The organism is Streptomyces sp. CBMA123, from assembly GCF_014596465.1.
Taxonomy (GTDB): Bacteria; Actinomycetota; Actinomycetes; order Streptomycetales; family Streptomycetaceae; genus Kitasatospora.
This window is the reverse complement of the sequence record NZ_MECK01000335.1, coordinates 15,789-41,057: the sequence shown is the minus strand read 5'-3', so window position 1 is coordinate 41,057 and position 25,269 is coordinate 15,789. Positions and strand designations below refer to the sequence as shown.

Here is a 25,269-nt window from a genome sequence, read left to right as displayed (position 1 = left end):
CTCCCTCCTGTTCGGGGGGTGCCGGCGGCTGGGTGTTGGTGAGAGAGTGACACTCTGACAAGCTGGCCGGCACACCACACGGTCACAGGTCACGGGATTTGCAGCCCAAGCTCCAGTGCTGGCAGAGATCCTGGAAAGCCTCGGATATACGGCAAGGAGCCGAAGATGAGTGGACGGGCTCAACTCGGCCCCACTGCAGGTGGGGTTCCCGTTCTGTCACCGGAGGCCCGGGCGCTCTACCTCGAGATCGTCAAGGCCGACGGGCGAGTTTCGTCGGAATCTGATTACCACCAACTGAATGGCCTGAGCGAGCTGCTGGAGATCGGGCTACTGATGCCCGACGGCGACGACCGCAACGAATTGGTAGCCGTCGATCCCGCCCAACTCTCCGCGCGGCTTAGCGGCAGCTGGCAACGGCAGGCTCTCGACCTTCTGTCACGGGCGGTATCACTGCCCGCCGAACTCCAAGAGCTCTCCCAGGAATTCCATGCGCCAGAAAAGAGCAGTGGCGCGATCGAGTACGTCCGGGGAAAGGTTCTGATAAATCAGCGACTCGATCAACTCTTCACGAACGGAACTGAAGAGACGCTCGCACTCCAGCCGGGCGGCCCGCGGCCACCAGAGCTGCTCGCGGCCATGGTCGAACGCGATCTGGACGCGCTCAATCGCGGCACGTCAATGCGTACCATCTACCACGCCAGCACCCGCTACCACCAGCCCACCAGAGACTACGTCGCCAAACTCGCAAAGGTCGGCGGGCAATTCCGCACGCTGGACGAGCCGTACACCCGCCTCATCGTCATAGACCGGCGGGTGGCCGTCATACCAGTGGCCAATGACATGACGCTGGCCGCATTCATATTCGAGCCGGTGATCGCCAACTACCTGGTGGAGGAAGTCTTCGAGCCCAGCTGGAACAGAGCTCTCAAATTCGACGGCAATCGCGCCGTACCGCAGCAGGTCGTATCGCGACTGCGCCAGATGATCATCGACTTGATGCTCGCCGGCATCAACCACCGGGTCATCGCACGTCGCTTGGGAATCAGCGAACGGACCCTCGCCCGGCACATCGCCGAGATGCGAGAGGACTACAACGTCGAGTCGCTGTTTCAACTCGGCTACGCGCTGGCTCGCGCCGCCGAACACTCTCCAGTGGAAGGCTTGGACACAGGGAGCGACTGACCGTCACGCGCAGGATCCGATCGCCCCAGCAACCCGCGTCACGCCCAGCCGATGTCCAGGTCCTGGGTCACTCCCGTCACTTTGGCGGTAGAGATGGCATCGGGGTGGTCCACCGCACCCGCAGCAGCGCAATACCCGGTCAGGACAGTCATGCCAACGGCCGACATCAAGACGGCCTTGAAGACAAATCGGCGCAGACGAGACACGCGCCTACCCCTTCCTCGTGCGCACTGCATCAACCAACAAGAGAAGCACCAGCGTCCATATGCTGCCTCAAGTCGTACAGGCATGCCAAGCTCGCCTACGCGTCATCTCCCTGCCAGGCATCCACATGACACCAGTGAACCCTGGACGCATAGGCCCTCAGCGATGGACGATCAGTTCGCTCTCGATGGTCCGACAGAGCTTCCATTCCTGGCAATGTTCAGTCAAATGCGCCATCTTCCCCCTTCCCCGTAGGTACTCCAGCCTGATCGGACTGCATTCGACCGATGCTCAGATCAGACCGGAAGACCATCTCCCCGGAGTCGACATGACCGAGCCCTACCTGCGTCACAGCGACAGCCAGGCCCCTGAGGGTCGGCGTGCACGTGTGTTCCTGGCCGCGCCGCTGATGCGGCTGACCGGCCCCGCGGACAGCGTGGTGACGCTCGCCAGCCGGACGCGGCTGACGACACTCCGCACCACCCTGCTCCGCAGCGGTGCCGCCGTGTACAGCGCGCACCACAGCGACGCCTGGACCGTCGCCGGCCGGGCGCCCGAGCCCCGGGTGCCGTCCGACTTCCGGGCGCTGCAGTCCGCGGACCTGGTGTTCGCCTACGTCGGCGCACCGCTCTCGGCCGGCGTGAGCCTCGAACTCGGTTGGGCGTCGGCACTGCGGAAGCCGATCGTCCTGCTCGTCGACGAGGCCATCACCCACAACCCGCTGATCGCCACCATCGAGCAGGTCGCCCCCGTCCTGCCGCTGGTCTTCGACGACACCTGGTCCCAGGAGGCCCTCCACCACACCGTGGAGACCGCCCTCGACTGGGCCGGCATGGCGCTCTCCCTCCGCGAGGGCTTCTGGACCGCCCCCGGCGACCGCTTCAACGTCCCCCGGCAGCAGACCTCCGTCCCCGGCTACTGGCCGACCGGCGCCGCCACCGGCTGAGCAGAGCTCACCCACCGGACTCCCCCGTCCGGGCTCCCCGCATCTGCCAGCCGAGCTGGAACAGGGTCTCGGCGTCGTACACCTCACGCAGCCGGGCGATGTGACCGGCCACGGTCCGCTCGCTCAAGGCCATGCGGCTGGCGATCGCCCGCTGCGTGAGACCCCTGGCGAGCAGGCGACCCACCTGCTCGTGGGCGGCGGGCGTGACGGCACCGTCCGCGAGCGCAGCCCAGTCCACCGCCTCGGCCTGTTGCCACTGCTGGTCGAAGATGTCCGCCAGGTGCGCCACCACCGCCGGATCCTCCACGACAGCAGCCACTTGGTTGTCCGGCGCGGCCGGGATCAGGGCGACGGCTCGATCGAAGATCATGATCCGGTTGAACGGCGCGTTCAGGATTCGGATCCGCGAACCCGCTTTCGTGATCTCCGCCGCGAACTCGACGTGCTCCGAATCCATCCGAGCCTGCGGCCCGTAGAGCGTCCGGACCGAACCGCCGTACTCGACGTACCGACGCGTCTGCGCCAGTGAGTCAGCTCGATGCGCGGGCGGGTGGATCCTGCCCGGCTGGGCAACCAAGGCATCGTGCGGATAGTCGCGGAGGCACTGCGCGATCACATGCCGAATCTGGTCGAACCCCACCGCCCGACGCGTCCCACCAACTGCTTCCGCACGGCGGGGGGCGACATCGTAGGCATGGGTCAGGTCCTCCAACAGGTCCGGGACCGCCGCGGCTCGGGCGAGGAGGCGGGCACTCTCCTCCCGTAGATCCGCACCGATGCGCTCACCGACCGCACGGGGGTTCACCGCGCTGAAGGTGCTGTCGGCGGTGCGGAGGACGAGCAGGCCGAGGGCGGCGAGTTGCTTGACGGAGGTTTCGTCCTCGGGGCGGATGTCGCTGATGCGGATCCGGCCGCCTTCGGCCAGGATCGCGCGGTAGAGCTCGCGGGCGGCGGCGTCGGGGAGTTCGGTGTCAGACATCGCGGGCTCCCCGCATCTGCCAGCCGAGCTGGAACAGGGTCTCCGCGTCGTACGACTCGCGCAGGCGGGCGATGTGGCCGGCGACGGTGCGTTCGCTGAGGCCGAGGCGGGTGGCGATGGCGCGCTGGGTGAGGCCTCGGGCGAGGAGGCGGCCGACCTGTTCGTGGGTGGCGGACTCGGCGGAGCCGTCGGCGAGAGCCGTCCAGTTCACGCCGTCAGCCTGCTGCCAGTGAGTCTCGAAGTCCCGTACCAGGAAGTCGACCACGGCCGGGTCCTCGACGAAGGCCGCACTGCTGTCGTCCGGCCCGGCGGGGATCACCGCGACGGTCCGGTCGAGGATCATCAGCTGCCTGAACGGCACGGGCAGGACCCGGATGTGGCAGCCGAGCTCCGTCATCCGCGCGGCCATCCGGACCGTGGGGCCGTCGAGGCGGGCCGCGACCTCGTAGATCGTGCGCAAGGTGCCACCCGCCTCCCGGTAGCGGCGGGCGTGCTCCACGATGTCGTCCGCGGCTTCCGCCGGTCGGGCGCCGCCCGGACGCAGGGACAGTGCCTCGTTGCCCAGTTCGGCGGTGAGTTGGGAGACCCGGTGCCGGACGTTCGCGAACCCCTCGACGATCCGGGTGCCACCGGTGTGGTCATGGCGTCGCGGGGCGCCGTCGTAGGCGGCGGTGAGGTCGTCGAGGAGGGCGGGTACCTCCTCCGCCTGGACCAGCAGGCGGGTTCCGGCCGTCCGCAGGTCCGCCGCGATCCGGGCCGTGACCGAGCGCGGGTTGACCGCGGTGAGTACTCCGTCCGAGATATACGGCCTCAACAGGCCGGTTTCCAGGAGGGTTTGAACGGTCCCGGCGACCTCGGCCGGGATGTCGGCGATCCGCATCCGGCCGCCGTCCCGCAGGATCGTGCGATAGAGCTCGCGGGCCGCGTCCGACAGGTCGAGTACCGGCTCAGACATCGCGGGCTCCCCGCATCTGCCAGCCGAGTTGGAACAGGGTCTCCGCGTCGTACGACTCGCGCAGGCGGGCGATGTGGCCGGCGACGGTGCGTTCGCTGAGGCCGAGGCGGGTGGCGATCGACCGCTGGGTGAAGCCCTGGGCGAGGAGGGCGCCGACCTGTTCATGGATGGCGGATTCGGCGGAATTTTCCTCCAGGGCCGCCCAGTTGACTCCGTCGGCCTGCTGCCAGAGCGTCTCGAAGGTGTCGGCCGCGAAGGCGACCATCGCCGGGTCGTCGACCACGGCGGCGCTGGTGTAGTCGGCGGCGGCGGGGATGACGGCGATGGCGCGTTCGAAGACCAGGAAGCGCTTGAACGGTACGGCGAGGACGCGGGTGGTGGAGCCGAGAGGGGCGACCTGGGCGGCGAACCGTACGGTGGGCGGGTCGTACTTGGCCGAGAGCTCGTAGAGGGAGCGCACGGTGCCGCCGCGGCCGTGGAAGCGGCGGGCGCGTTCCAGCGAGTCCGCCAGCTCGGCGACGGGGCGGGGGCCGCCGGGTTGGGCGGCCATGCCGTCGCAGGGGTACTCCTGGCTGAGTCGCTCGATCTCGTGCCGGATCCGCTCCTTCCCGGTGATGTACCGCACGCCGGTCGAGTCGCTCTGGCGTTTCGGGCTCGCGTCGTATGCCCGGGCGAGTTCGCCCATGAGTGCGGGGAGTTGTTCGGCCTTCGCGAGCAGTCGGGCACTCTGCTGCCGGATCGCGGTGCCGATCCGCTCGGTGGCCACCCGCGGGTCCACCACGCTGTACGAGGCGTCCTGCAACTGTGCTACCAGCAGGCCGACTTCGACCAACCGGTCGAGCGCCTCCCGATCCGCCGGGTCGACGTCGGCGGCGCGGATGCGGCCGCCCTCGCGGACGATGGCGAGGTAGAGGGTGCGGGCGGCGGGGTCGGGGAGGGTGGCGGGGTCAGCCATGGCGTTCTCCGCGCATCTGCCAGCCGAGGTGGAAGAGGGTCTGGGCGCCGTAGCGGTCGCGGAGGCGGGCGAGGTGGGCGGCGACGGTGCGTTCGCTGAGGCCGAGGCGGGTGGCGACGGCGCGTTGGGTGAGGCCGCGGGCGAGCAGGCGGCCGATGCGGACGGTGGTGGGGTGGGGGACGCCGAGGTGGCGGTCGGCGGGGGTGGCGCGGGCCCAGTCGCGGTCGAAGTGGGCGACCAGGTGGGCGACGGTGGCGGGGTCGGTGAGGACGGCGACGCAGTCGCGGTCCTCGGCGGCGGGGATGACGGCCACCGAGCGGTCGAAGACCAGCATCCGCTCGTAGGGTTCGGCGAGTACCCGGGTCTGGGCGCCCTGGCGGCTGCGGAGGCCGATCTGGTGCAGTACGGCGGGGTCGTCGAGGGTGGCGGGCTGGTACAGGGTGCGCATCGTGCAGCCGCGCCGGAGCAGGGAGAGGTCCTGGCCGAGCGTCACTTGGAGGAGTTCGGCGGGGCGGGGGCCGGGTTGGGCGGAGAGGAACTCCTCCTCGCAGCCGGCGAGGAGTTCGGCGACGCGCCGGCGGATGGCGGCGAAGCCGTCGAGTCGGGTGGCGTCGACGGCCCCGGCGGGAACGGATGCGACGGGAACGGATCCGGCTTCGACGGACCCGGCGGGGACGGATCGGGCGGGGACGGATCGGGCGTCGAGCACCCCACCCCCCGGGCCGGCCGACCGGTGGAGCGCCTCGTAGGCGTGGGAGAGCGGCCGCAGGGTTCCCGGGAGCCGTTCGGCGTGCACGAGCAAACGGGTTGCTCGCAGCCGGAGTTCGGCGCCGAGGCGGTCGCCGAGGGCGCGCGGGTTGGCGGCGGTGTAGCCGGTGGCGGTGGGGGTGAGGAGGCCTCGGGCGACGAGGGCGGCGACGGTGGGCCGGTCGGCGGGTGCGAGGTCCTCGGGGCGCAGTCGGCCTCCGCCGCGGACGGCGGCGAGGTAGAGGTCGCGCTCGGCCGGGCCGGGTTCATCGGTCATCGCGGTCACCTCTCATCAGCCAGCCGAGCTGGAAGAGGGTCTGGGCGCCGTAGCGGTCGCGGAGGCGGGAGATGTGGCCGGCGACGGTGCGTTCGCTGAGGCCGAGGCGGGTGGCGACGGCGCGCTGGGTGAGGCCTCGGGCGAGCAGGCGGCCGACCCGGTCGGGGATGGTGCGGGCGGGGCCGTGGCCGAGGGCGGCGGCGGCTTCGGCGGTGTCGGCGCGGGCCCAGTCGCGTTCGAAGCCGCCGATCAGGAAGGCGAGGGAGGCCGGGTCGCTGATGAACGCGGCGGTGCTGTTGTCGTCGTTGGCGGAGATGACGGCGACGCTGCGGTCGAAGACGATCAGCCGCTGGAAGGGCTCGTCGAGGACCCGGATCTGCGAGCCGTGCCGGGTGACCTCCTCGGCGTAGGCGATGGCGGGCGGTTCGGCGAACGCGACCGGCTGGTAGATGGTGCGCAGCGAGCAGCCGCGCTGGAGGAGCTGGACGTCCTGGGCGAGGGCGATCTGCAGGGTGTCGGCGGGGCGGTGGCCGGGTTGGGCGGTGAGGACCTCGGAGCGGCAGTCGGAGACCAGTTGGGAGATCCGCTGGCGGATGTGGACGTGCCCCTCGACGTAGACGGCGCCGCCGGCGCGGCCGGACGGGCGGGGCATCGCGTCGTAGGCGCGGGTGAGGCCGTCGAGGGCGCCGGGGAGGTTCTCGGCGCGGACCAGCAGCCGGGTGGCCTCGCTGCGGAGTTCGGAGCCGAGACGGTCGCTGACGGACCGCGGGCTGACGGCGGTGTAGCAGCGGTCCATCCGGTTGGCCATGAGCAGGCCGATGTCGAGGAGTTGGCGGAGCGCGGTCCGCTCGGTGTCGGTGATGTCGGCGAACGGGATGCGGCCGCCTTCGGCGATGATCGCCAGGTAGAGCTGTCGGGCGGCCTCGTCGGGTTCCTCGCCCTCGGGTACCGCCTGGTGCGGCGCGACCGCCGGTTCCGCCGTCACGTCGTACTCTCCCTGCCGGACGCCTCTCCCCTGTTGTCTCCCCGCCGGTAGGCGCGCCGTCGGGGTGCGCGGTCCGCGGGGACCGGTGGCCGGGCGTCTCACGCTACCGGTCGGACGGCGGGCCCCCGGGTCCGGGTGCCGTCGCACACGGGCTCCCGGGGGCCGCCATCAGCACGCCAGTGCCAAGGCGCTTCCGGCGAGGCGGAGCAGCAACGCCTCGCCGGCTCCGGTCCGGGCTCCATCACCACACATGGATCCCGGCCGGGGCTCTTCCCCCCCGTTCCACGGGTACGGAACGTCGCCCCCGTGGTCAGTTCTGAAGAGCAAGTCGCCACATCGGGCTGCGGTGCCCGGACGACCTGGCGTGCCTCCACCCTCACAGCGTGACGGCCGGTGGACAAGTGCCGCCCGAGTGCAGGTTCGCGCAATTGCAACTATCTGCATCCCGGAGTGGGCGCGGGGGCGGGGGCGGGGGCCGGGATTCCGGTAAAGGCCTAGGCCAGCGGGGGGTGGGGCTGCGGACGGCGGTTGGCTGTGCACCGTCATCCTGTAGGTGCGCGTTCCTGCAACGGCGGCGTGCTCGTGAGCGGCGGGGACCCGCCGAACGGCACGACGCGCAGCTCAGCCCACCGGCGGCCGGGCGGTTCCGCGGGCCGCCGGCCGGGCGGTTCAGCGCGCCAGCAGCCGCCCGCGCAGCAGCCCGGCGGCCGTACCGCCCGCCGCCAGCACCCAGGCGGTGCCCAGCAGCAGGTACAGCCCGACGGTCAGGGCGGTGAAGCCGCCGAAGCCGGTGTGCCGGGCGAGCGCGGCGGCGCCGGTGACGCAGGTGCCGATCGGGAAGGTGTACGCCCACCAGGTCATCGCGAAGGGCATCCCGGCCCGCCGGGCGCGCAGGTTGGCGGCGAGCGCGACGGCCAGCCAGAGCATCGCGACGCCGATCACCGCGACGCCGTACAGCTCGGCCAGCGGCACCATGACGGGCGCCAGCGCGGGCAGCACCGGACGGGCCGCGTCGGCGAGCTGGTGGATCGCGGTGACGGACTGGCCGAGCGGGCCGAGCACCAGGAACAGCGCGGGGGTGAGCGCCAGGGTGGACAGCTTGCTGTGGAACAGCCCGGTGAACACCACCGGCAGCAGCACCAGGGTGGCCAGCAGGCCGATCCCGAACAGCGCCCAGCAGCCGTACAGCATGGCCTGCTGGGGCGTTCCGGCGGGCAGGTGCGGGACGAGGGCCGGGCCGCAGGCGGAGGCGACCAGCGGGGCGACCACGGGCAGCAGCCAGGTCGGGTTGGCCTCCAGGGCGGACACCCGGTGCCGGGTGATCATCAGGTACGGGATGCCGGCCGCGACGGTCAGCGCGTACAGCGTGCCGGCGCCCCACAACACGGCGTCGACGGCGACGGCCGGGCCGGTGCCGATGACCCGCGAGCCGAGCAGCAGGGTGCCGAGCCCGACGGCCAGCAGCGCCATCGGCGGGCAGCCGTAGAAGACGGCGGTGGCCGGGTTGTCCAGCAGCTGGGTCCGGGCCGCCTCGCGGTGCCGGGTGAGGTGCACCAGCCGGGCGCCGGCCAGCACCAGCAGGGCGGTCGCGCCGAGCGCCCACATGACCTCGCCGAAGCCGATCAGGCCGGGCAGCCGGACCGGCAGGGCGGCGGCGCCGTTGGCCACGATCGCGGTGCCCATCACGGCGGCGTACCAGTTGGGGCCGAGCTGGGCGAGGTCGAGCCGGGAGAGCCGGGAGCCGGCGGCGGAAGCGGCGGGGGCGGCGGGGCGGGTGAGCGGGCGGACGTCGGCCGAGGTGGACATGGTTCCACCCTCGCCGAGCGGCCCGGCCTCCGGTAGCGCCGCGGATCCTATGAGGGCATAGCCTGAACCTATGCCCCTCTCCCCGCACGTCCCCGAACTGGGCGCCCTGGAACTGCTGCTCTCGGTGGCCCGGCTCGGCAGCGTCGGCCGGGCGGCGGCCGAGCTGGGGGTGAGCCAGCCGACCGCGAGCGCCCGGATCAAGGGCATGGAGCGGCAGATCGGCGTCCCGCTGCTGGAGCGCTCGCCCCGGGGCAGCCGGCCGACCGAGGCGGGCCGGCTGGTGGTCGAGTGGGCCCGGCAGGTGGTGGAGGCGGCACAGGCGCTGGACGCCGGGATCGACGCGCTGCGCGAGCGACGGGACGCCAAGCTGCGGGTGGTGGCCAGTCTGACCGTCGCCGAGTACCTGATGCCGGGCTGGCTGCTGGCGCTCGCCGAGGCCAGTCCGGGGACGGCGGTGACGCTGCGGACGGCGAACTCGGCGGAGGTCGCCGGGCACGTGCTGGCCGGGGACGCCGACCTCGGCTTCGTCGAGGGCCCGTCCAGCCCGCCGGGGCTGTCCGGCGTCGTGGTGGCGGCGGACCGGCTGGTGGTCGTGGTGGCGCCCGGCCACCGGTGGGCGCGCCGCCGCACCCCGCTGACCGGGGCGGAGCTGGCGGGCACCCCGCTGGTGCTGCGCGAACCGGGCTCGGGCACCCGGGAGGTGCTGGAGATGGCGCTGGCGCCGTACGGGGGCCCGGCGCGGCCCCGGATGGAGCTGGCGTCGTCGACCGCGCTGAAGGCGGCGGCGATGACCGGGGCGGGGCCGGTCTGCCTGAGCGAGCTGGCGGTGGTGGAGGAGCTGGCCACCCGGCGGCTGGTCGAGGTGCCGCTGGTGGAGGAGCTGGATCTGCGGCGGCCGCTGCGGGCGGTGTGGCCGGCCGGGCAGCGGCCGGGCGGGCCGGCCCGGGAGCTGCTGGGGCTGACCCGGCGCCGCCCCGGCCGGTCCCCGCGGGGGAGGGCCTGAGACCGGGCCCCGCGGCGGAAGGCCCGGGGCCCGGCCCCGGGGCGGAAGGCCCGGGCCCGGACCGAGCCCCGAGGGCGATCCGAGCCCCGGGGTGAAGCCTTCAGCCAAAAGTTGAGCGGAATACACTCAACTTAGTGCATGCTGTAGGTGGCAGTACTGAAAGACGACGAGGGAGGATCCCCCAGCAGTGGACGCGAGCAAGTTCACCACCAAGACGCAGGACGCCCTGTCCGCCGCGATCCGGCAGGCGGGCGCGGCCGGCAACCCGGACGTCAAGCCGGTGCACATCCTGATCGCCCTGCTGGAGCAGCCCGAGGGCATCGCCCGGCCCCTGCTGGAGGCGGTCGGGGCGAACGCGGCCCGGGTCGACGCCGAGGCGCGCCGCCAGCTGACCGCGCTGCCCAGCGCGATGGGCTCGACGGTCGCCGCCCCGCAGCTCGCCCGGGACACCCTGGCCGTGCTCACCGAGGCCGGCAAGCGCGCGGACGACCTGGACGACCAGTACGTCTCCACCGAGCACCTGCTGGTCGGCCTGGCCGCCGAGGGCGGGGCGGTCGCCGAACTGCTGGTGCAGCAGGGCGCGACGGCCAAGGCCCTGCTCGCCGCCTTCAAGGACGTCCGGGGCAGCGGCAAGGTCACCTCGCCGGATCCGGAGGGCACCTACAAGGCCCTGGAGAAGTACGGCACCGACCTCACCCAGGCCGCCCGGGACGGCAAGCTCGACCCGGTGATCGGCCGCGACCACGAGATCCGCCGGGTGGTCCAGGTGCTCTCCCGCCGGACGAAGAACAACCCGGTGCTGATCGGCGAGCCCGGCGTCGGCAAGACGGCCGTGGTCGAGGGCCTGGCCCAGCGCATCGTGGCCGGCGACGTGCCGGAGTCGCTGCGCGGCAAGCGGCTGGTCGCCCTGGACCTCAGCGCGATGGTCGCGGGCGCCAAGTTCCGCGGCGAGTTCGAGGAGCGGCTGAAGGCCGTCCTGAACGACATCAAGTCCTCCGACGGCCAGGTCGTCACCTTCATCGACGAGCTGCACACCATGGTCGGCGCGGGCGCCGGCGGCGACTCCGCGATGGACGCCGGCAACATGCTCAAGCCGATGCTGGCCCGCGGCGAGCTGCGGATGGTCGGCGCCACCACGCTGGACGAGTACCGCGAGCGGATCGAGAAGGACCCGGCCCTGGAGCGCCGCTTCCAGCAGGTGCTGGTCGGCGAGCCCAGCGTGGAGGACTCGATCGCCATCCTGCGCGGCCTCAAGGGCCGGTACGAGGCGCACCACAAGGTGCAGATCTCGGACGCCGCCCTGGTCGCCGCCGCCACCCTGTCCAACCGCTACATCACCTCCCGCTTCCTGCCCGACAAGGCGATCGACCTGGTCGACGAGGCGGCCTCCCGGCTGCGGATGGAGATCGACTCCTCCCCGGTGGAGATCGACGAACTCCAGCGCGCCGTCGACCGGTTGCGGATGGAGGAGCTGGCCCTGGAGAAGGAGTCGGACCCCGCCTCGGTGGACCGGCTGGCCCGGCTGCGGCGCGATCTCGCCGACAAGAACGAGCAGTTGAGCGTGCTGACGGCCCGCTGGGAGCAGGAGAAGAAGAGCCTCAACCGGGTCGGCGAACTCAAGGAGCGGCTGGACGACCTGCAGGGCGCGCTCGAACGGGCCCAGCGGGACGGGGACTTCGAGCGGGCGTCCAAGCTGATGTACGCCGAGATCCCGGCCGCCGAGGAGGAGCTCACCGAGGCCCAGGAGCGCGCCGCCGACCAGGACGCCTCCGCCTCGATGGTCAAGGAGGAGGTCGGCCCGGACGACGTGGCCGACGTGGTCGCCTCCTGGACGGGCATCCCGGCCGGCCGGCTGCTGGAGGGCGAGAGCGCCAAACTCCTGCGCATGGAGGAGGAGCTGGGCCGACGGCTGATCGGCCAGGCGGAGGCCGTGCAGGCCGTCTCGGACGCGGTGCGCCGCACCCGTTCGGGCATCGCCGACCCGGACCGCCCGACCGGCTCCTTCCTGTTCCTCGGCCCGACGGGCGTCGGCAAGACCGAACTCGCCAAGGCCCTGGCCGACTTCCTGTTCGACGACGAGCGGGCGATGGTCCGGATCGACATGAGCGAGTACGGCGAGAAGCACTCGGTCTCCCGTCTGGTCGGCGCCCCGCCCGGGTACGTCGGCTACGAGGAGGGCGGCCAGCTCACCGAGGCGGTCCGCCGGCGCCCGTACAGCGTGGTGCTGCTGGACGAGGTGGAGAAGGCCCACCCGGAGGTCTTCGACGTGCTGCTCCAGGTGCTCGACGACGGCCGGCTCACCGACGGCCAGGGCCGCACGGTGGACTTCCGCAACGCGATCCTGATCCTCACGTCCAATCTCGGCTCCCACTACCTGGTGGACCCGACCATCCCGGAGGACAAGAAGAAGGCCCTGGTGCTGGACTCCGTCCGGGCCGCGTTCAAGCCGGAGTTCCTCAACCGGCTGGACGACATCGTGGTCTTCGACCCGCTGGGCACCGCCGAGCTCAGCCGGATCGTCGACCTCCAGGTGGCCCGCCTCGGCGAACGGCTGCGCGAGCGCCGGCTCACCCTGGACGTCTCCGTGGCCGCCCGCGACTGGCTGGCGCTCACCGGGTACGACCCGGCGTACGGCGCCCGCCCGCTGCGCCGGCTGGTGCAGTCCGCGATCGGCGACCAGCTGGCCCGGGCGATCCTCTCCGGCCAGGTCCACGACGGGGACACCGTGCTGGTCGAGCGGGACGAGGAGGGCGACCGGCTCACGGTCCGCGGCCGGGGCCCGCTGGAGAAGTAGGCGCTGCCGTCCGGGCCGCCTCCCCGCTCACGCGAGGGGGCGGCCCGCACCGTCTCCGGGCGGCCCGCGCCGTGTCCTAGCCCGCCGCTCCGCGCTGCTGCCGCCGTGAGCGGTCCCGCCAGGCGCGGGCCAGCCGGTGCAGCTCGGCCCCCTGGGACTCCGGCAGGCTCCAGGTCTGGGTGAGCAGCCGCAGGGTGGACACCCGCGGGCAGGACACCCCCCGCTCCAGGTCGCGGATCGACCGCACGCTCAGCCCCGACGCCTCGCCCAACTGCTCCTGCGTCATCCCCCGGCCCAGCCGGATGTTCCGCAGCAGCGCCCCGAGCGAGGCGCCCTCCCCGGTCACCGTACGTTCCATCCCTGCTCCCCCCTTCGGTCCAAATCACCTCAACTCGACCGGGGCGAACGGGCTTTGCTCCCGGCGAGTTCCGTCGCACGCTAACCGCATCCGGCCCGCACGGCAGGCGAACCCGGCCGCCGGGCGCGTGACTTGGCTCACGCGCCCACCCGGTGCCCGACCGGTCGGCCGAACCCCGCGCACCCGGTCGGCCGAACCCCGCGCACCGTGCGTGACAGAGGCCTCCGCGTGCCCCCGGAGGAAGATCGACGCGCCCCTCGGTGCCCCTGTGAGCAGAGCCCTGAATGAGGCAGGATGGGAGGTGGAAAGGGCGGCCTCTCATTGCCGGCCACCACGTGCACTGAGGAAGAGGACCCCCATGAGCATCGACCCGTCGTCCATCCCGTCGTTCGGCGTGCCCCAGGGCGGCGGCCAGCCCGGTGGCCAGGGCGGCCGGCCGGCCGGCCCTCCGCCGATCATCGTCCCCGACCAGGCCCTGGTGACCCAGCTGCTCGACCAGATGCAGCTCAAGCACGTCGTGGACGAGGAGGGCGACCTCACCGCCCCCTGGGAGGGCTTCCGCGTCTACTACATGTTCCGCGGCGAGCAGAAGGAGCTCTTCGCGGTGCGCGCCTTCTACGACCGCGCGTACCCGCTGGAGAAGAAGGGCGAGATCCTCGACCTGATCGACGAGTGGAACCGCGAGACCCTCTGGCCGAAGGTCTACACCCACACCCACGAGGACGGCGTGGTCCGCCTGATCGGCGAGGCCCAGATGATCGTCGGCACCGGCGTCAACCTGGACTACTTCGTCACCACCACGGCGAACTGGACCCAGGCCGCGGTCGGCTTCGAGCAGTGGATCGTCGAGCGCCTCGGCCTGCAGAACGAGATCGAGGGCGAGGACGGCGAGGGCGAGGGTGAGGGCGGCGAGGAGGCCTGATCCCGGCCCCGGCGCGCACCCCCGCGGCCCGGCCGCCCGGCACCGCCGGGCAGCCGGGCCGTTCCCGTTCCCGTTCCCGGACCCGTCCCCCCTTCGCCGCCGGGCCCCCTCTTCGCCGGGCCGTCCTTGTCCCCGGCCCCCGGCTGCCCCAGGATGGCCCTGACGACGAGCCGTGAGGAGCCACCGATGGGTACCAGGCCGCTGCTGAACCGCCGACTGGCCGGGATGGGTACGACGATCTTCGCCGAGATGTCCGCCCTGGCCACCGCCACCGGCTCGATCAACCTCGGCCAGGGCTTCCCCGACACCGACGGGCCCGAGGAGATCCGCGAGGCGGCCGTCCGGGCCCTGCGCGGGGGCCGCGGCAACCAGTACCCGCCCGGCCCCGGCATCCCCGAGCTGCGCACCGCCGTCGCCGAACACCAGCAGCGCTTCCACGGCCTCACGTACGACCCGGACACCGAGGTGCTGGTCACCGCGGGCGCCACCGAGGCCATCGCCGCCGCCCTGCTCGGCCTGCTGGAGCCCGGCGACGAGGTGATCGCCCTCGAACCCTTCTACGACTCCTACGCCGCCTGCATCGCCATGGCCGGCGCCACCCGCGTGCCGCTCACCCTCCGGGCCCCGCACTTCCGCCCCGACCTGGACGAGCTGCGCGCCCTGATCACCCCGCGCACCCGGCTGCTGCTGATCAACACCCCGCACAACCCCACCGGGACCGTCCTCACCGCCGAGGAACTGGCCGCCATCGCCGCGCTCGCCGTCGAGCACGACCTGCTGGTCGTCACCGACGAGGTCTACGAGCACCTGGTCTTCGGCACCACCCACCACCCGCTCGCCGCCCTTCCCGGCATGCGCGAGCGCACCGTGACCATCTCCTCGGCCGGCAAGACCTTCTCCTTCACCGGCTGGAAGGTCGGCTGGGTCACCGGGAGCCCCGCCCTGGTCTCCGCCGTCCGCACCGCCAAGCAGTACCTCACCTACGTCAGCGCCGGCCCCTTCCAGTACGCCGTCGCCGAGGCGCTCCGCCTCCCGGACAGCTACTTCGACACCCTGCGCACCGACCTGCTCCGCAAGCGCGACCTGCTGCTCGACGGCCTCACCGCGGCCGGATTCCGCGCCTTCACCCCCGAGGGCACGTACTTCATCACCACCGACATCACCCCCCTCGGCGAGAAGGACGGCATCGAGTTCTGCCGCGCCCTCCCCGAGCGCTGCGGCGTGGTCGCCATCCCCAACGCCGTCTTCTACGACGACCCCGACGCGGGCCGCAGCCAGGTGCGCTTCGCCTTCTGCAAGAAGGACGAGGTGCTCGCCGAGGCCGTCACCCGCCTGCGGCGGCTCTGACGGGCCGCACCGGCCGGCACCCGGCGAGAGCCGAACCGGACGCCCGGGATCGGGTGGTGGTCCCGGCGGTCCCGGTGGTCCGGGTGATCCGCGGGGCCGGACCGCACGATCAGGCGCCCGGGGCGACCAGGCCGGACTCGTAGGAGAAGACCACGGCCTGGGCCCGGTCGCGCAGGCCGAGCTTGGTCAGGATCCGGCTGACATGCGTTTTGACGGTCTGTTCGGCGAGCACGAGGTCAGCGGCGATCTCGTTGTTGGAGAGCCCCTGGGCGATGAGCCGGAGGACCTCGGTCTCCCGCGGAGTCAGCTCGGGCAGCCGGCGGGCGGGGCCGCCACGGAGGGGAGCGGGCCTGCGGTGGGCGAAGTCCTCGATCAGGCGCCGGGTGACCGACGGGGCGAGCAGCGCGTCGCCGTCGGCGACGACACGCACGGCCTGGATCAGCTCCTCGGCCGTCGCGTCCTTCAGCAGGAAGCCGCTCGCGCCGGCCCGCAGCGCCTCGTAGACGTAGTCGTCCAGGTCGAAGGTGGTGAGCATGAGCACCCGGGGCCGTTGGCTGCGGCCCTCCAACAGCCGACGGGTCGCCTCAAGGCCGTCCATCACCGGCATCCGCACGTCCATCAGGACCACATCGGGGTCGAGGCGGGCCGCGGCCTCCAGCGCGGCCGCACCGTCGGCGGCCTCGCCGACCACCGCCAGGCCCGGCTGGGCGTCGAGCAGCGCACCGAAGCCCTGGCGGACCATGGCCTGGTCGTCGACGATCAGAATGCTGGTGGTCATCGTTCCTCTGGCAGTGGCAGGTCGGCCGTCACGGTGAACCCACGATCGGGTGCTTCCTCGGCGGAGAACGTCCCGCCCAGCAGAGCGGCCCGTTCCCGCATCCCCATCAGACCATGGCCGGGCCCGGCGGCCGACGGCAGGGTGACGGCCGACTCGGTTCCACCGGGGCCGTTCTGAACGACGATCAGCAGCCGGGTCACGGACCGCTCCACCCGGACCGCCACCGATGCGCCGTGCGCGTGCCGGCGCGCGTTCGACAGTGATTCCTGGACGATCCGGTAGGCGCAGACACCGACCGCGGCCGGAACGGACCCGAGGTCGCCGACCACCTCCAGCGTGACCGAAGGTCCGGCGTCCCGGACGAGATCGGCGAGTTGGGTCAGCTCGGGCTGCGGCATCCGCTCGGCGGCCCCGTCACCGCGCAGCAGCCCCAGCAGGCGCCGCATGTCCGTCAGCGCCTCGCGCGCCGCACCACTGACCGCCCGGAACTCCTCCCGGGTCTCCGCGGAGGTGTCCGCCAGGCGGTAGGGCGCGGTCTCGGCCCGGACGGCGATCAGGGACATGTGGTGGGCCACGACGTCATGCAGCTCGCGACCGATCCGGGACCGCTCCTCCAGCAGGGCGCGCCTGGTCCGCTCGGTCTCGCTGATCAGCTCCTGTTCGGCCAGCCGGGCCCGGGTCAGCGCGCGGTCGCGCAGCACCTCGGCGCCGACCAGCGCGAGCACGGTGGCGACGGCGACCGGAAGCAGGCCCGACCAGCCGCCACGCCCGGGCAGCGCGGCCAGCAGGACGGTGGTCACGGCGAGGACCGCCGCCCCCATCGCCACTGACAGCCGCCGCTCCACCCGGCTCCCGGCCAGCACCAGCACCAGCACCTCCGCGGCCAGGCTGGTCACGGGCCACGGCCACGGCTCCGCCCCGGAGACCGGCCGGGCCACCAGCGAGGTCAGCAGGATCGCGGCGAGCGAAACACCCCACGTGAGCACCGGGCGGCTGCGGCACCACAGCAGCGGAGCCACCCGGGCCACGCTCAGGGCCATCGCCGGGGCGGCCCCCAGGGCGTAGTGCTGAACCAGGTCCAGCCATCCCAGCGGCACCAGGGCGACGACGGCGGCCGGAAGGGCCACGGGCCGCAGCCGCTGGACCGTCTGTTCGATACTCATCGGCGGCCATCCTAGGGCCAGCACCTCAGACCCCCGCGGTCGTGCCGAGCAGCCGGACGGCCAGCCGCCGCTGGGCGACGACGAGCACCCGGAACACCGGCAGCAGGATCGCCAGCGTGAGCACCCCGACGGCGAAGTGCGCGGCCCACGCGCCGACGAGCGTGGGGCCGCCCCAGGCCTGGCTCACGTCCCGTCCCCACACCGCCAGCGGGTAGCAGACCCCGCGGGCCAGGAAGTCCGCCCACAGCGCCGCGGTGAGCAGACCGACGAGCAGCTGGAGTGGCAGGGCCAGCACGCCATGACTCACGACCCGCGCCGGCCGGCCACGCGCCGGCTCGGCGATCCGCGCGTCCAGCAGCCGCACCGCGAGCCCGCGCTGCAGCCGGTAGGCGACGCGCGACCCGCCGAGCAGCGCGAGCGGCACGGCCACCAGGCCGACCGGCAGCGCCGCGACGGCGTACGCCGAGCTGCGCCAGTCGTAGCTGGCGCGAAGCCAACCAGCCTTTGCCGTAAGCGACTTGGCAGTGAGAGCGGAGGACGTAGCGAGTGCCATGGGGGGTATCTCCTGGGAGGGCGACCGATTGGTTCGAGACTAGGTTTCGCGCCCGCCCGCCCACGTCCCGCCATGGAGCCAACCTCGACCCCCTACCGGGGTAGCGGGCCTCTGGAGGCGGCACCCCGACCATGCCCCCGGCGGGCGGCCGAACGAACGGGAGGGTCCGTCATCTCACGGCGGAGGAAGGGGTGGTGCTCCCGTTCGAGCCGGTCGGGGCTCGCGGCGGTCTCACGCCGGCCTCGCCCTCCGGCCGGGGAATAGCAGGAACAGCGGTGGTCTTGTCATCGGCGCAGCGATCTTCGCGCGCATTCGAGGGGGGCGTTCCAGTTGACTCAGGTGACCATCCAGTACGTGGGCGGGCCGACCGCGTTGATCGAGGTCGGCGGGTTGCGCCTGCTGACCGACCCGACGTTCGACGGCCCCGGGGAGTATCCGATCGGCACCCGGGTCCTCGCCAAGACCGCCGGCCCGGCCGTGGCCGCCGAGGACCTCGGCCCGGTGGACGCCGTCCTGCTCTCCCACGACCAGCACCCCGACAACCTCGACACCGCCGGGCGCTCCTACCTCGCCGCCGCCCCGCTGGTGCTCTCCACCGCCGCCGCCCGGGAGCGGCTCGGCGGCACCGTCCGGGCTCTGGCCGACGGGGAGCACGTCGACCTTCCCCGGCCGGACGGCGGATCGCTGCGGGTGACCGCGGTACCCGCACAGCACGGCCCGGACGGCAGCGAGCACCTCGTCGGAGAGGTCACCGGATTCGTCCTCACCGGCACGGGGCTGCCCACGGTCTACATCAGTGGGGACAACGCCTCGCTGGACGTGGTGCGGACGATCGCCGACCGGGTCGGCCCGGTCGACGTCGCGGTGCTGTTCGCCGGGGGCGCCAGCACGCCACTGATACCGGGCGCGCACCTCACGCTGACCAGCGACCAGGCCGCCGAGGCCGCACGCATCCTCGGGGCCCGGCACGTCGTGCCACTCCACTTCGAGCACTGGGGACACTTCACCCAGGGCCCGGAGACGCTGACGGAGGCCTTCGCGCAGACCGGCGCACAGGACACACTGCGCCTACCCAAGCCGGGCGAGCGGCTCACCGTCTGACGGCCCTCCGGGCGGTGGCCCTGATCCGGTGGCCGACGTGAACGAGGCTGCCCGCCAAGCGAGTTGAGAACAGCAGAACGCACCGGCAGGACCTCGCCCCACGGCCCGCGACGACACCTATCCCGTCGCGGGCCGCTTTGTGCAAGGGGAGCGGGGCGTTCCGGGAGTCCGGCGCGCACAGGAGGCGTGTGCAGGGGTTTCGCGCGCCCCCTCGGCCGGGACCAATTCTGGCCCGACGCCTGCGCTGAGCGACCCTCAACTTCCGTGGATGGCATGCTCCTTTGCTGCCGCTGAGGCAAATCCGGTGACCGGTCCGGCACACCACGGCCATCCCCCGCGCCCCGCGTGTCGAGGGCGGCGGCGCATGTAGCGCGCGAACAGCGCACTACCAGCGCACACGGCGCACAGGCCGGTGACAGGGGCGCGCGCTGTGCAAAGTCGCACACCGGCTCGATCAGAGCCGGGAAGCAGGTGTGCCCGAAACGGTGAATGCTTGACAAAGTTGGGTAAATCACCGACGGACCCGGCGTATTCATGCTTCTCTGCTGCTGAATCTCCAGCCGGAATCCTTCCTTCCACGGTCGGCCGCGCCCAGGGCCGCACAGCCACGAACAGCCTCGCCATCGCCTAGGCCTACTCGATGCTGCTCGGCGGGCGCGCACGGAGCTGAAACGCGGAGCCGAGCATGCTCACCACACTGCAGACCTCCTACACGGACACCCGCGCCGGTGACCTCGCCTGGTGCCTCGGCGGCGAGCCGCTGCCCGCTCTCGCCGTCCGCGACCTGAGACTCGACGGTGACCGCCCCAGCACCTCCGGCACCCTCCAGCTGCGACTGCTGGGCGCCTCGCACCAGGTGGTGATCTCGGCCGGCCCCGGCGACTGCCTGGAGACCGTCGCCTGCCTGCCCGGCCGCCGCACCCCGCTGCCGGCCCGGGTGGCCAAGCAGGTCGGCGGCTGGGAGTACGAGTTCGCCGCCCGCATCGAGGCCATGCCGCCGCACGACTTCGCGGCCCGCGCCCAGGAACTGCTGGCCCTGGTCGAAGGGCACCCGCGCGGCCTCGCCGGGGTCTTCCCGGGGGATCCGAGCGCCTTCACCGCGCTCGTCACCCAGGGCGGCACGGACCGGCTGCTCTGGCGGACCTGGCACGCCTACCCGCAGGAGGGGCAGCTGGTCTGCACCCGCTCCTCACTGGTGGTGTCGGGGGCGTGACGAGCGAGGGGCCGGGCGCAGCGAGCCGGAGCGGCACCGCCGATCCGGTCATGCACCACCCGGCACAAGCCTATGAATCGCACCCAGGAACGATTCGTCAATCCGACGGCCCTCGCTGTCCGTCGGATGGGCGCAGCGATCCGTCCCGCACGTCCCCTAGCGTTTGTTCGTGATCAACCATCCGGCCGGTCCGCCCGCACGCCCGCGAGCGGACCTCGACGACGGCACCCCACCCCGGCCCGGGCGAACCCTCACCCCCCTGCCCGCCCGCCGTCGATCCCGGCTGCGTTCCCGACCCCGGCTCGCCCGGCTGACCGTCCTGCTGGCCGCCTTCGTCTGCGCGGCCTGCGGACTCGTCTACGAACTCGAACTCGTCGCACTCGGCGACTACCTGCTCGGAGACACCGTCACCCAGACCTCCGTCGTGCTCTCCGTCATGGTGTTCGCGATGGGCCTCGGCTCGCTGCTCGCCAAACGGCTCACCAGCCGGCCGGCCACCGCCTTCGCCCTGGTCGAATGCGCCCTCGCGCTCACCGGCGGACTCTCCGTCCTCGCCCTCTACTCCTGCTGGGCCTGGATCGGCCGCTACCAGGCCGCGATGGTCGGCCTCACCTGCCTGATCGGCATCCTGATCGGCGCCGAGATCCCCCTGCTGATGACCCTCATCCAGCGGATCCGGCGCGAGGACGCCGGCCGCGCCGTCGCCGACCTGTTCGCCGCCGACTACGTCGGCGCGCTGATCGGCGGCCTCGCCTTCCCCTTCCTCATCCTCCCCCTCCTCGGCCCCGGCGACGGCGCGCTGCTCACCGGGGCCGTCAACGCCGTCGCCGGGGCCGCCGTGGTGCTCTGGCTCTTCCGCGAGGAACCCGCCCCCCGGATACGACGGCTGCTCTGGGCCGGCTGCACCCTCGTCCTCGCCCTGCTCGCGGCCGCCGCCGTCGGCTCCGACGCGATCGAACACGCCGCCCGGCACACCCTCTACGGCGACCAGGTCCGCTACGCCACCCGCAGCCGGTACCAGGAGATCGTGCTCACCGGCCCCGCCGAGGGCCCGCTCCGGCTCTACCTCGACGGACGGCTCGCGGTCTGCGGGCCCGACGAGTACCGGGGCAGCGAGGCCCTCGTCCACCCCGCCATGGCCGCCGGGCCGGACGCCCGGGTCCTGCTGCTCGGCGGCGGCGACGGCCTCGCCCTGCGGGAGGTGCTGCGGCACCGGGGCGTCCGCACCGTCCGGCTGGTCGACGCCGACCCGGCCCTCCCCCGGCTCGCCCGCACCGACCCCGGGCTCGCCGCCCTCGGCGGCCACTCCCTCGACGACCCCCGGGTCCGCACCACCGCCGCCGACCCGATGGCCTGGCTGCGCGGCGCGCCCGACGAGGAGTACGACGTGGTGCTCGCCGACCTGCCCGCGCCCTCGGACGGCGGACCGGTCAAGTTCCACTCCCAGGAGTTCTACGGCCTCGCCACCCGGCTGCTGGCCCCCGGCGGCCGGATCGCCGTCCGCGCCGGCGGGCACCGCGGGGACGGTGGGGACGGCAGGGACAGCCGGGACGGCGACGGGCTCTGGCAGATCGAGTCGGGGCTCCAGGCGGCCGGACTGCGGACCACCCCGTACGCGGTCCAGGGCAGCGCCACCGCCGACTGCCGCCCCGGCCCGCCGGACACCGCCCAGGACTTCCTGCTCGCCGCCGCCACCCCGCCCCCGCTCACCCTCGCCCCCGACGCCCCACCACCCCGCGCCCTCACCCCCGACACCCTGCGCACCTCCACCACCCAGCTCACCGCCCTCCGCCCACCCCACCCCCCAGCCCCCCTCACCCTCCTGGGCCCCCGCTGACGGAACGAACGGGGCGGCGCGGCACCCCGGGCGCGCGGGAGAGGCGGGCGAAGGCCCGGCCGACGCCCCCGGCGGGCGAGACGGGTCGGCAGCCGCAGGCGGGCGGTGCGGAAATCCGGCCGTCGCGGGAAGGAAACGGGCGGCTGGACACCCCGGGTGACGACCCGGGCGGGCGAACAACCCGAGCGCCGGACGCCCCGGGCCCAGGACCGGCCCCGGCGGGCGGGGGCGCGCGGGCCCCGTCGGGTGGTGCGGAAAGTCGGGCGGTGGTGGGTGGGGACCGGGCCGGGCGCAGTCGGTAGGCTCCGTGACATGGAGCATGAGGTTGTCGTCCCGATGTCCGCAGAGTTGGTGCGGCAGGCCTTGCAGGATCCCGCGCTGCTGGCGCGGAGCGTGCCGGGGCTGAGCACCGAGCCGGCCGCGGTCGGGGCCGGGCCGGCGGAGGAGATCGGCGGGCGGCTGAAGCTGCGGATCGGCGGCTCCACGATCACCTACAAGGGCGTGCTGTCGCTGATCGAGGGCCGGGGCGGCGTGCTGACCGTGTTCGCCGAGGGTCAGGAGGCCCGGGGCGACGGCGAGGCGACCGCCACCGTGCGGGTCAGCGTCGCGGAGGGCGCCGAGGACGGCACCGCGACGGTCCGCTTCACCGGTGACCTGAGCGCCACCGGCCGGCTGACCGAGTTCGACGACGAGACCCTCGACGCCACCGGCCGCCGCCTGCTGGAGCGCTTCGCCACCGCGCTCACCTCCCCGGACGCCCCGGCGGAGGGCGACGAGGAGCCCGCCGACGAAGCCACGGACGGGGCGACGGACGAGACCGACGGCGGGGCCGACAGCGCGACCGGGGCGGACGCCGAGGTCGTCTTCATCGAGGAGCGCCAGGACCAGCCCGGCGACGACCTGGACGACGACCTCTCCGAGCTGATCGCCTTCTCCGACGCCGACGCCGAGCGCTTCGGCCTCCCCACCGGCTCCGCCGCCGACGACGCGGACGACGCGGACGACGTCGACGACCACGACGAGGCCGACGCCGCCGGCAACGGCGGCCCCCAGGACGGGGTCGCCGAGGAACTCCCCGTCGAGCCGCTCTTCGCCTACGAGGACGAGCCCGAGCTCAGCGGCCCGGTCCGCCGCAGCATCGTCGGCCGTTCGGCCGAGGAGGTGGACCACGCCCCGCCGCGCGGCCGCTACGCCCCGGCGCTGCCGGCCCGCAGTGCGCGGGCCCGGGCGGCGACCCGTTGGGGCGGCGAGGCGGGCGGCATCGTGGTGCCGGGCAGTGGCGGCCGCAGCGCGGTGCCGTGGGTGATCGGTGGCTCGGTGGCCCTGCTGGGCGGTGCCGTGGTGCTGGTCAGGGCACTGCGCCGGCGCTAGTCGCGAGCGCCCCACGAGTGTTCAGGCCCTAGACTGAACGCTCATGAGCAACGACCGCGACGCCCTGCTGGCACAGATCAAGGACAAGGCCGTCGTCCACGGCAAGGTCACCCTTTCCTCCGGCAAGGAGGCCGACTACTACGTCGACCTGCGCCGGATCACGCTGGACGGCGAGGCCGCCCCGCTGGTCGGCCGGGTGATGCTGGACGCGACCTCGCACCTGGAGTACGACGCCGTCGGCGGTCTGACCCTGGGTGCCGACCCGGTGGCCGCCTCGATGCTGCACGCCGCCGCCGCGCGCGGGCAGAAGCTGGACGCCTTCGTGGTCCGCAAGGCCGGCAAGGCGCACGGCCTGCAGCGCCGGATCGAGGGCCCCGAGGTGAAGGGCCGCCGGGTGCTGGCGGTCGAGGACACCTCCACCACCGGTGGCTCGGTGCTGACCGCCGTCGAGGCACTGCGCGAGGCGGGCGCCGAGGTGGTCGGCGTCGCGGTGATCGTCGAGCGCGGTGGCGCGGCCGCCGTCGAGGAGCAGGGCCTGGCGTACGTGACCGCGTACACCCTGGACGACCTGGGCCTCTGACCCGTACGGGTCTCCGAGCAGCACGAAGGGCCGGGCCCTGTTTCACGTGAAACCACGTGGAACGGGGCCCGGCCCTCTGTCGTGAACGCTGTGAGCGCCGTGAGCGCCGTGAACGCCGTGAACGCCGTGAACGCCATAGCGGCCGTAGCAGCCGCAGCGGGGGCTCAGCCGCGCCGGTGCCGCCCGCTGCTGCCCTGCACGGCGTCGGCGGCCGGGGTCTCGACCACGCCGGCCTTCCGCTTCCGGCGCTCCCGCATGACCTCGACCAGGATCGGCGAGATCGACAGCAGCACGATCAGCAGCACCGCCGGGATCAGGTACTTGTCGATCACCGGGGCGAGGGCGTCGCCGAAGAAGTAGCCGATCAGCAGCATGGACTCGGTCCACAGCACGCCGCCGATGAGGTTCCACACGAAGAAGGTCCTGGCGGGCATCTCCAGGGTGCCGGCCACCGGGTTCAGGAAGGTCCGGATGATCGGCATGAAGCGGGCCAGCACCACGGCCTTGCCGGAGCCGAACTTGTTGAAGTACTCCTCCGCCTTCACCACGTACTCGCGGCGGAAGATCTTCGAATCGGGCTTGTCGAACATCTTCGGCCCGACCTTGGCCCCGATCAGGTGCCCGAGCTGGGCTCCGGCGACCGCCGCGATCGGGCAGCCGACGAGCAGCACGGCGATCGGCAGCTTCGCCCCGTCGCCGAGCACCGAGGAGGCCGCGTTCGAGGCGGCGACGCCCGCCAGGATCAGCAGCGAGTCGCCCGGGAAGAAGAAGCCGACCAGCAGGCCGGTCTCCGCGAAGATGATCGCGATCAGCCCGATGGCGCCGAGGGACGAGATCAGGGATTTGGCGTCGAGTAGATTGACGGCCAGCTGGTTGTAGTCCACGGGCGCAGGATAGCGGGCGTACCTTTCCGGCGACTTCCGGCCAAGCCCCCCGGGCCCGGTCCAGGACGGCCGACGGGTTCCGGCCGAGCCCTCCCGCGCGACGTCCCGACAGGCGGGCTCCTGCTGACCTGCGGGCACGAGTCTGGGAGGATGGCCCAGGCGTCCGGTCCGCAGCGGCCCACCACCCTCATGGCCGTACCGCGGAGGTCGCCTCGAACCTTGGTGCCGGAGAGCCACACCGCAGCGCCGCGCGTCGGCGGGCCGGCACGGAGTCGTCACGAAGGCGTACACAGCGTCGGACAGCACCGTCCGTACGCCGCAACCCGACA

General features: G+C 72.9%; 23 protein-coding genes. 11 read left to right on the top strand and 12 right to left on the bottom strand.

Annotated features, from left to right (window positions below):
* The first annotated feature begins 165 nt into the window (after positions 1-165).
* Complete coding sequence (locus BG452_RS29675) at positions 166-1,182, top strand: helix-turn-helix transcriptional regulator (RefSeq protein ID WP_188307437.1); 1,017 nt, start codon at positions 166-168, stop codon at positions 1,180-1,182.
* A gap of 38 nt (positions 1,183-1,220) precedes the next feature.
* Here the strand turns inward: BG452_RS29675 and BG452_RS29670 are convergent, their stop codons facing one another.
* Complete coding sequence (locus BG452_RS29670; RefSeq protein ID WP_188307436.1) at positions 1,221-1,388, bottom strand: hypothetical protein; 168 nt, start codon at positions 1,386-1,388, stop codon at positions 1,221-1,223.
* 326 nt (positions 1,389-1,714) lie between these two features.
* Here BG452_RS29670 and BG452_RS29665 point away from each other — a divergent pair, with 326 nt between their 5' ends.
* The gene (locus BG452_RS29665) at positions 1,715-2,332 is read left to right on the top strand and encodes a hypothetical protein (RefSeq protein ID WP_188307435.1); all 618 of its coding nucleotides are present in this window, start codon (positions 1,715-1,717) and stop codon (positions 2,330-2,332) included.
* Between the two features lie 7 nt (positions 2,333-2,339).
* Here the strand turns inward: BG452_RS29665 and BG452_RS29660 are convergent, their stop codons facing one another.
* From BG452_RS29660 to BG452_RS29635, 6 genes are all read right to left on the bottom strand, one after another.
* Positions 2,340-3,311: a helix-turn-helix transcriptional regulator gene (locus BG452_RS29660; protein ID WP_188307434.1), complete on the bottom strand. Its 972-nt coding sequence runs from the start codon at positions 3,309-3,311 to the stop codon at positions 2,340-2,342.
* Positions 3,304-4,266, bottom strand: a complete 963-nt coding sequence (locus BG452_RS29655) for a LuxR C-terminal-related transcriptional regulator (RefSeq protein WP_188307433.1) — start codon at positions 4,264-4,266, stop codon at positions 3,304-3,306. Before BG452_RS29655 ends, BG452_RS29660 begins: the two co-directional genes overlap by 8 nt.
* Positions 4,259-5,221 carry a LuxR C-terminal-related transcriptional regulator gene (locus BG452_RS29650; RefSeq protein ID WP_188307432.1) on the bottom strand — a complete coding sequence of 321 codons (963 nt, stop codon included), beginning with the start codon at positions 5,219-5,221 and terminating at the stop codon, positions 4,259-4,261. The genes BG452_RS29655 and BG452_RS29650 overlap by 8 nt, the downstream gene beginning before the upstream one ends.
* Positions 5,214-6,245: a helix-turn-helix transcriptional regulator gene (locus BG452_RS47280; RefSeq protein ID WP_188307431.1), complete on the bottom strand. Its 1,032-nt coding sequence runs from the start codon at positions 6,243-6,245 to the stop codon at positions 5,214-5,216. Before BG452_RS47280 ends, BG452_RS29650 begins: the two co-directional genes overlap by 8 nt.
* Positions 6,235-7,230, bottom strand: a complete 996-nt coding sequence (locus tag BG452_RS29640) for a LuxR family transcriptional regulator (protein ID WP_188307430.1) — start codon at positions 7,228-7,230, stop codon at positions 6,235-6,237. Before BG452_RS29640 ends, BG452_RS47280 begins: the two co-directional genes overlap by 11 nt.
* Positions 7,231-7,899: 669 nt before the next feature.
* The gene (locus BG452_RS29635; protein ID WP_188307429.1) at positions 7,900-9,036 is read right to left on the bottom strand and encodes a TDT family transporter; all 1,137 of its coding nucleotides are present in this window, start codon (positions 9,034-9,036) and stop codon (positions 7,900-7,902) included.
* A gap of 70 nt (positions 9,037-9,106) precedes the next feature.
* Here BG452_RS29635 and BG452_RS29630 point away from each other — a divergent pair, with 70 nt between their 5' ends.
* A complete protein-coding gene (locus BG452_RS29630; RefSeq protein ID WP_188307428.1) occupies positions 9,107-10,039 on the top strand; it encodes a LysR family transcriptional regulator in 933 nt (310 codons plus the stop codon).
* Between the two features lie 187 nt (positions 10,040-10,226).
* Positions 10,227-12,833 carry an ATP-dependent chaperone ClpB gene (gene clpB, locus BG452_RS29625; RefSeq protein WP_188307427.1) on the top strand — a complete coding sequence of 869 codons (2,607 nt, stop codon included), beginning with the start codon at positions 10,227-10,229 and terminating at the stop codon, positions 12,831-12,833.
* A 76-nt stretch (positions 12,834-12,909) separates the two neighbouring features.
* Here clpB and BG452_RS29620 read toward each other — a convergent pair whose 3' ends face one another.
* The gene (locus BG452_RS29620; RefSeq protein ID WP_188307426.1) at positions 12,910-13,191 is read right to left on the bottom strand and encodes a helix-turn-helix domain-containing protein; all 282 of its coding nucleotides are present in this window, start codon (positions 13,189-13,191) and stop codon (positions 12,910-12,912) included.
* Positions 13,192-13,549: 358 nt separating this feature from the next.
* Here BG452_RS29620 and BG452_RS29615 point away from each other — a divergent pair, with 358 nt between their 5' ends.
* Both BG452_RS29615 and BG452_RS29610 read left to right on the top strand, forming a co-directional pair.
* Positions 13,550-14,113, top strand: a complete 564-nt coding sequence (locus BG452_RS29615) for a YbjN domain-containing protein (RefSeq protein ID WP_188307425.1) — start codon at positions 13,550-13,552, stop codon at positions 14,111-14,113.
* Positions 14,114-14,299: 186 nt separating this feature from the next.
* On the top strand, positions 14,300-15,460 hold the full coding sequence (locus BG452_RS29610; RefSeq protein WP_188307424.1) for a pyridoxal phosphate-dependent aminotransferase: 1,161 nt from the start codon (positions 14,300-14,302) through the stop codon (positions 15,458-15,460).
* A gap of 109 nt (positions 15,461-15,569) precedes the next feature.
* Here BG452_RS29610 and BG452_RS29605 read toward each other — a convergent pair whose 3' ends face one another.
* From BG452_RS29605 to BG452_RS29595, 3 genes are read right to left on the bottom strand one after another with little or no spacing between them, the layout of a single operon-like run.
* Positions 15,570-16,238 (bottom strand): response regulator, encoded by a 669-nt coding sequence (locus tag BG452_RS29605; RefSeq protein ID WP_188307423.1) that lies wholly within the window; start codon positions 16,236-16,238, stop codon positions 15,570-15,572.
* Positions 16,235-17,401, bottom strand: coding sequence for a sensor histidine kinase (locus tag BG452_RS29600; protein WP_188307422.1), 1,167 nt, complete (start codon positions 17,399-17,401; stop codon positions 16,235-16,237). The genes BG452_RS29605 and BG452_RS29600 overlap by 4 nt, the downstream gene beginning before the upstream one ends.
* A gap of 25 nt (positions 17,402-17,426) precedes the next feature.
* Positions 17,427-17,954 carry a hypothetical protein gene (locus BG452_RS29595; protein WP_188307421.1) on the bottom strand — a complete coding sequence of 176 codons (528 nt, stop codon included), beginning with the start codon at positions 17,952-17,954 and terminating at the stop codon, positions 17,427-17,429.
* Positions 17,955-18,284: 330 nt separating this feature from the next.
* Between BG452_RS29595 and BG452_RS29590 the strand changes: the two genes are divergently transcribed.
* The 5 genes from BG452_RS29590 to pyrE all read left to right on the top strand — a co-directional run bounded on the left by BG452_RS29590 (position 18,285) and on the right by pyrE (position 24,056).
* Entirely contained in the window at positions 18,285-19,055 is a 771-nt protein-coding gene (locus BG452_RS29590) for an MBL fold metallo-hydrolase (RefSeq protein ID WP_188307420.1), read from the top strand.
* A 685-nt stretch (positions 19,056-19,740) separates the two neighbouring features.
* Positions 19,741-20,268 carry a DUF2617 family protein gene (locus BG452_RS29585; RefSeq protein WP_188307419.1) on the top strand — a complete coding sequence of 176 codons (528 nt, stop codon included), beginning with the start codon at positions 19,741-19,743 and terminating at the stop codon, positions 20,266-20,268.
* 169 nt (positions 20,269-20,437) lie between these two features.
* A complete protein-coding gene (locus BG452_RS29580) occupies positions 20,438-22,105 on the top strand; it encodes a polyamine aminopropyltransferase (RefSeq protein WP_411293041.1) in 1,668 nt (555 codons plus the stop codon).
* Positions 22,106-22,417: 312 nt separating this feature from the next.
* A complete protein-coding gene (locus BG452_RS29575; RefSeq protein WP_188307418.1) occupies positions 22,418-23,476 on the top strand; it encodes a hypothetical protein in 1,059 nt (352 codons plus the stop codon).
* 43 nt (positions 23,477-23,519) lie between these two features.
* Entirely contained in the window at positions 23,520-24,056 is a 537-nt protein-coding gene (gene pyrE / locus BG452_RS29570) for an orotate phosphoribosyltransferase (RefSeq protein ID WP_188307417.1), read from the top strand.
* A 164-nt stretch (positions 24,057-24,220) separates the two neighbouring features.
* Here pyrE and BG452_RS29565 read toward each other — a convergent pair whose 3' ends face one another.
* Complete coding sequence (locus BG452_RS29565; RefSeq protein ID WP_188307416.1) at positions 24,221-24,940, bottom strand: DedA family protein; 720 nt, start codon at positions 24,938-24,940, stop codon at positions 24,221-24,223.
* Between the last annotated feature and the right edge of the window lie 329 nt (positions 24,941-25,269).

Coding starts and splice junctions, on each gene's coding strand:
- BG452_RS29620 (WP_188307426.1), bottom strand. CDS start 13,191: ATGGAACGTACGGTGACCGGGGAGGGCGCCTCGCTCGGGGCGCTGCTG.
- BG452_RS29595 (WP_188307421.1), bottom strand. CDS start 17,954: ATGGCACTCGCTACGTCCTCCGCTCTCACTGCCAAGTCGCTTACGGCA.
- BG452_RS29675 (WP_188307437.1), top strand. CDS start 166: ATGAGTGGACGGGCTCAACTCGGCCCCACTGCAGGTGGGGTTCCCGTT.
- BG452_RS29615 (WP_188307425.1), top strand. CDS start 13,550: ATGAGCATCGACCCGTCGTCCATCCCGTCGTTCGGCGTGCCCCAGGGC.
- BG452_RS29630 (WP_188307428.1), top strand. CDS start 9,107: ATGCCCCTCTCCCCGCACGTCCCCGAACTGGGCGCCCTGGAACTGCTG.
- BG452_RS29650 (WP_188307432.1), bottom strand. CDS start 5,221: ATGGCTGACCCCGCCACCCTCCCCGACCCCGCCGCCCGCACCCTCTAC.
- BG452_RS29660 (WP_188307434.1), bottom strand. CDS start 3,311: ATGTCTGACACCGAACTCCCCGACGCCGCCGCCCGCGAGCTCTACCGC.
- BG452_RS29610 (WP_188307424.1), top strand. CDS start 14,300: ATGGGTACCAGGCCGCTGCTGAACCGCCGACTGGCCGGGATGGGTACG.
- BG452_RS29600 (WP_188307422.1), bottom strand. CDS start 17,401: ATGAGTATCGAACAGACGGTCCAGCGGCTGCGGCCCGTGGCCCTTCCG.
- BG452_RS29655 (WP_188307433.1), bottom strand. CDS start 4,266: ATGTCTGAGCCGGTACTCGACCTGTCGGACGCGGCCCGCGAGCTCTAT.
- BG452_RS29585 (WP_188307419.1), top strand. CDS start 19,741: ATGCTCACCACACTGCAGACCTCCTACACGGACACCCGCGCCGGTGAC.
- BG452_RS29665 (WP_188307435.1), top strand. CDS start 1,715: ATGACCGAGCCCTACCTGCGTCACAGCGACAGCCAGGCCCCTGAGGGT.
- BG452_RS29605 (WP_188307423.1), bottom strand. CDS start 16,238: ATGACCACCAGCATTCTGATCGTCGACGACCAGGCCATGGTCCGCCAG.
- BG452_RS29635 (WP_188307429.1), bottom strand. CDS start 9,036: ATGTCCACCTCGGCCGACGTCCGCCCGCTCACCCGCCCCGCCGCCCCC.
- pyrE (WP_188307417.1), top strand. CDS start 23,520: ATGAGCAACGACCGCGACGCCCTGCTGGCACAGATCAAGGACAAGGCC.
- BG452_RS47280 (WP_188307431.1), bottom strand. CDS start 6,245: ATGACCGATGAACCCGGCCCGGCCGAGCGCGACCTCTACCTCGCCGCC.
- BG452_RS29575 (WP_188307418.1), top strand. CDS start 22,418: ATGGAGCATGAGGTTGTCGTCCCGATGTCCGCAGAGTTGGTGCGGCAG.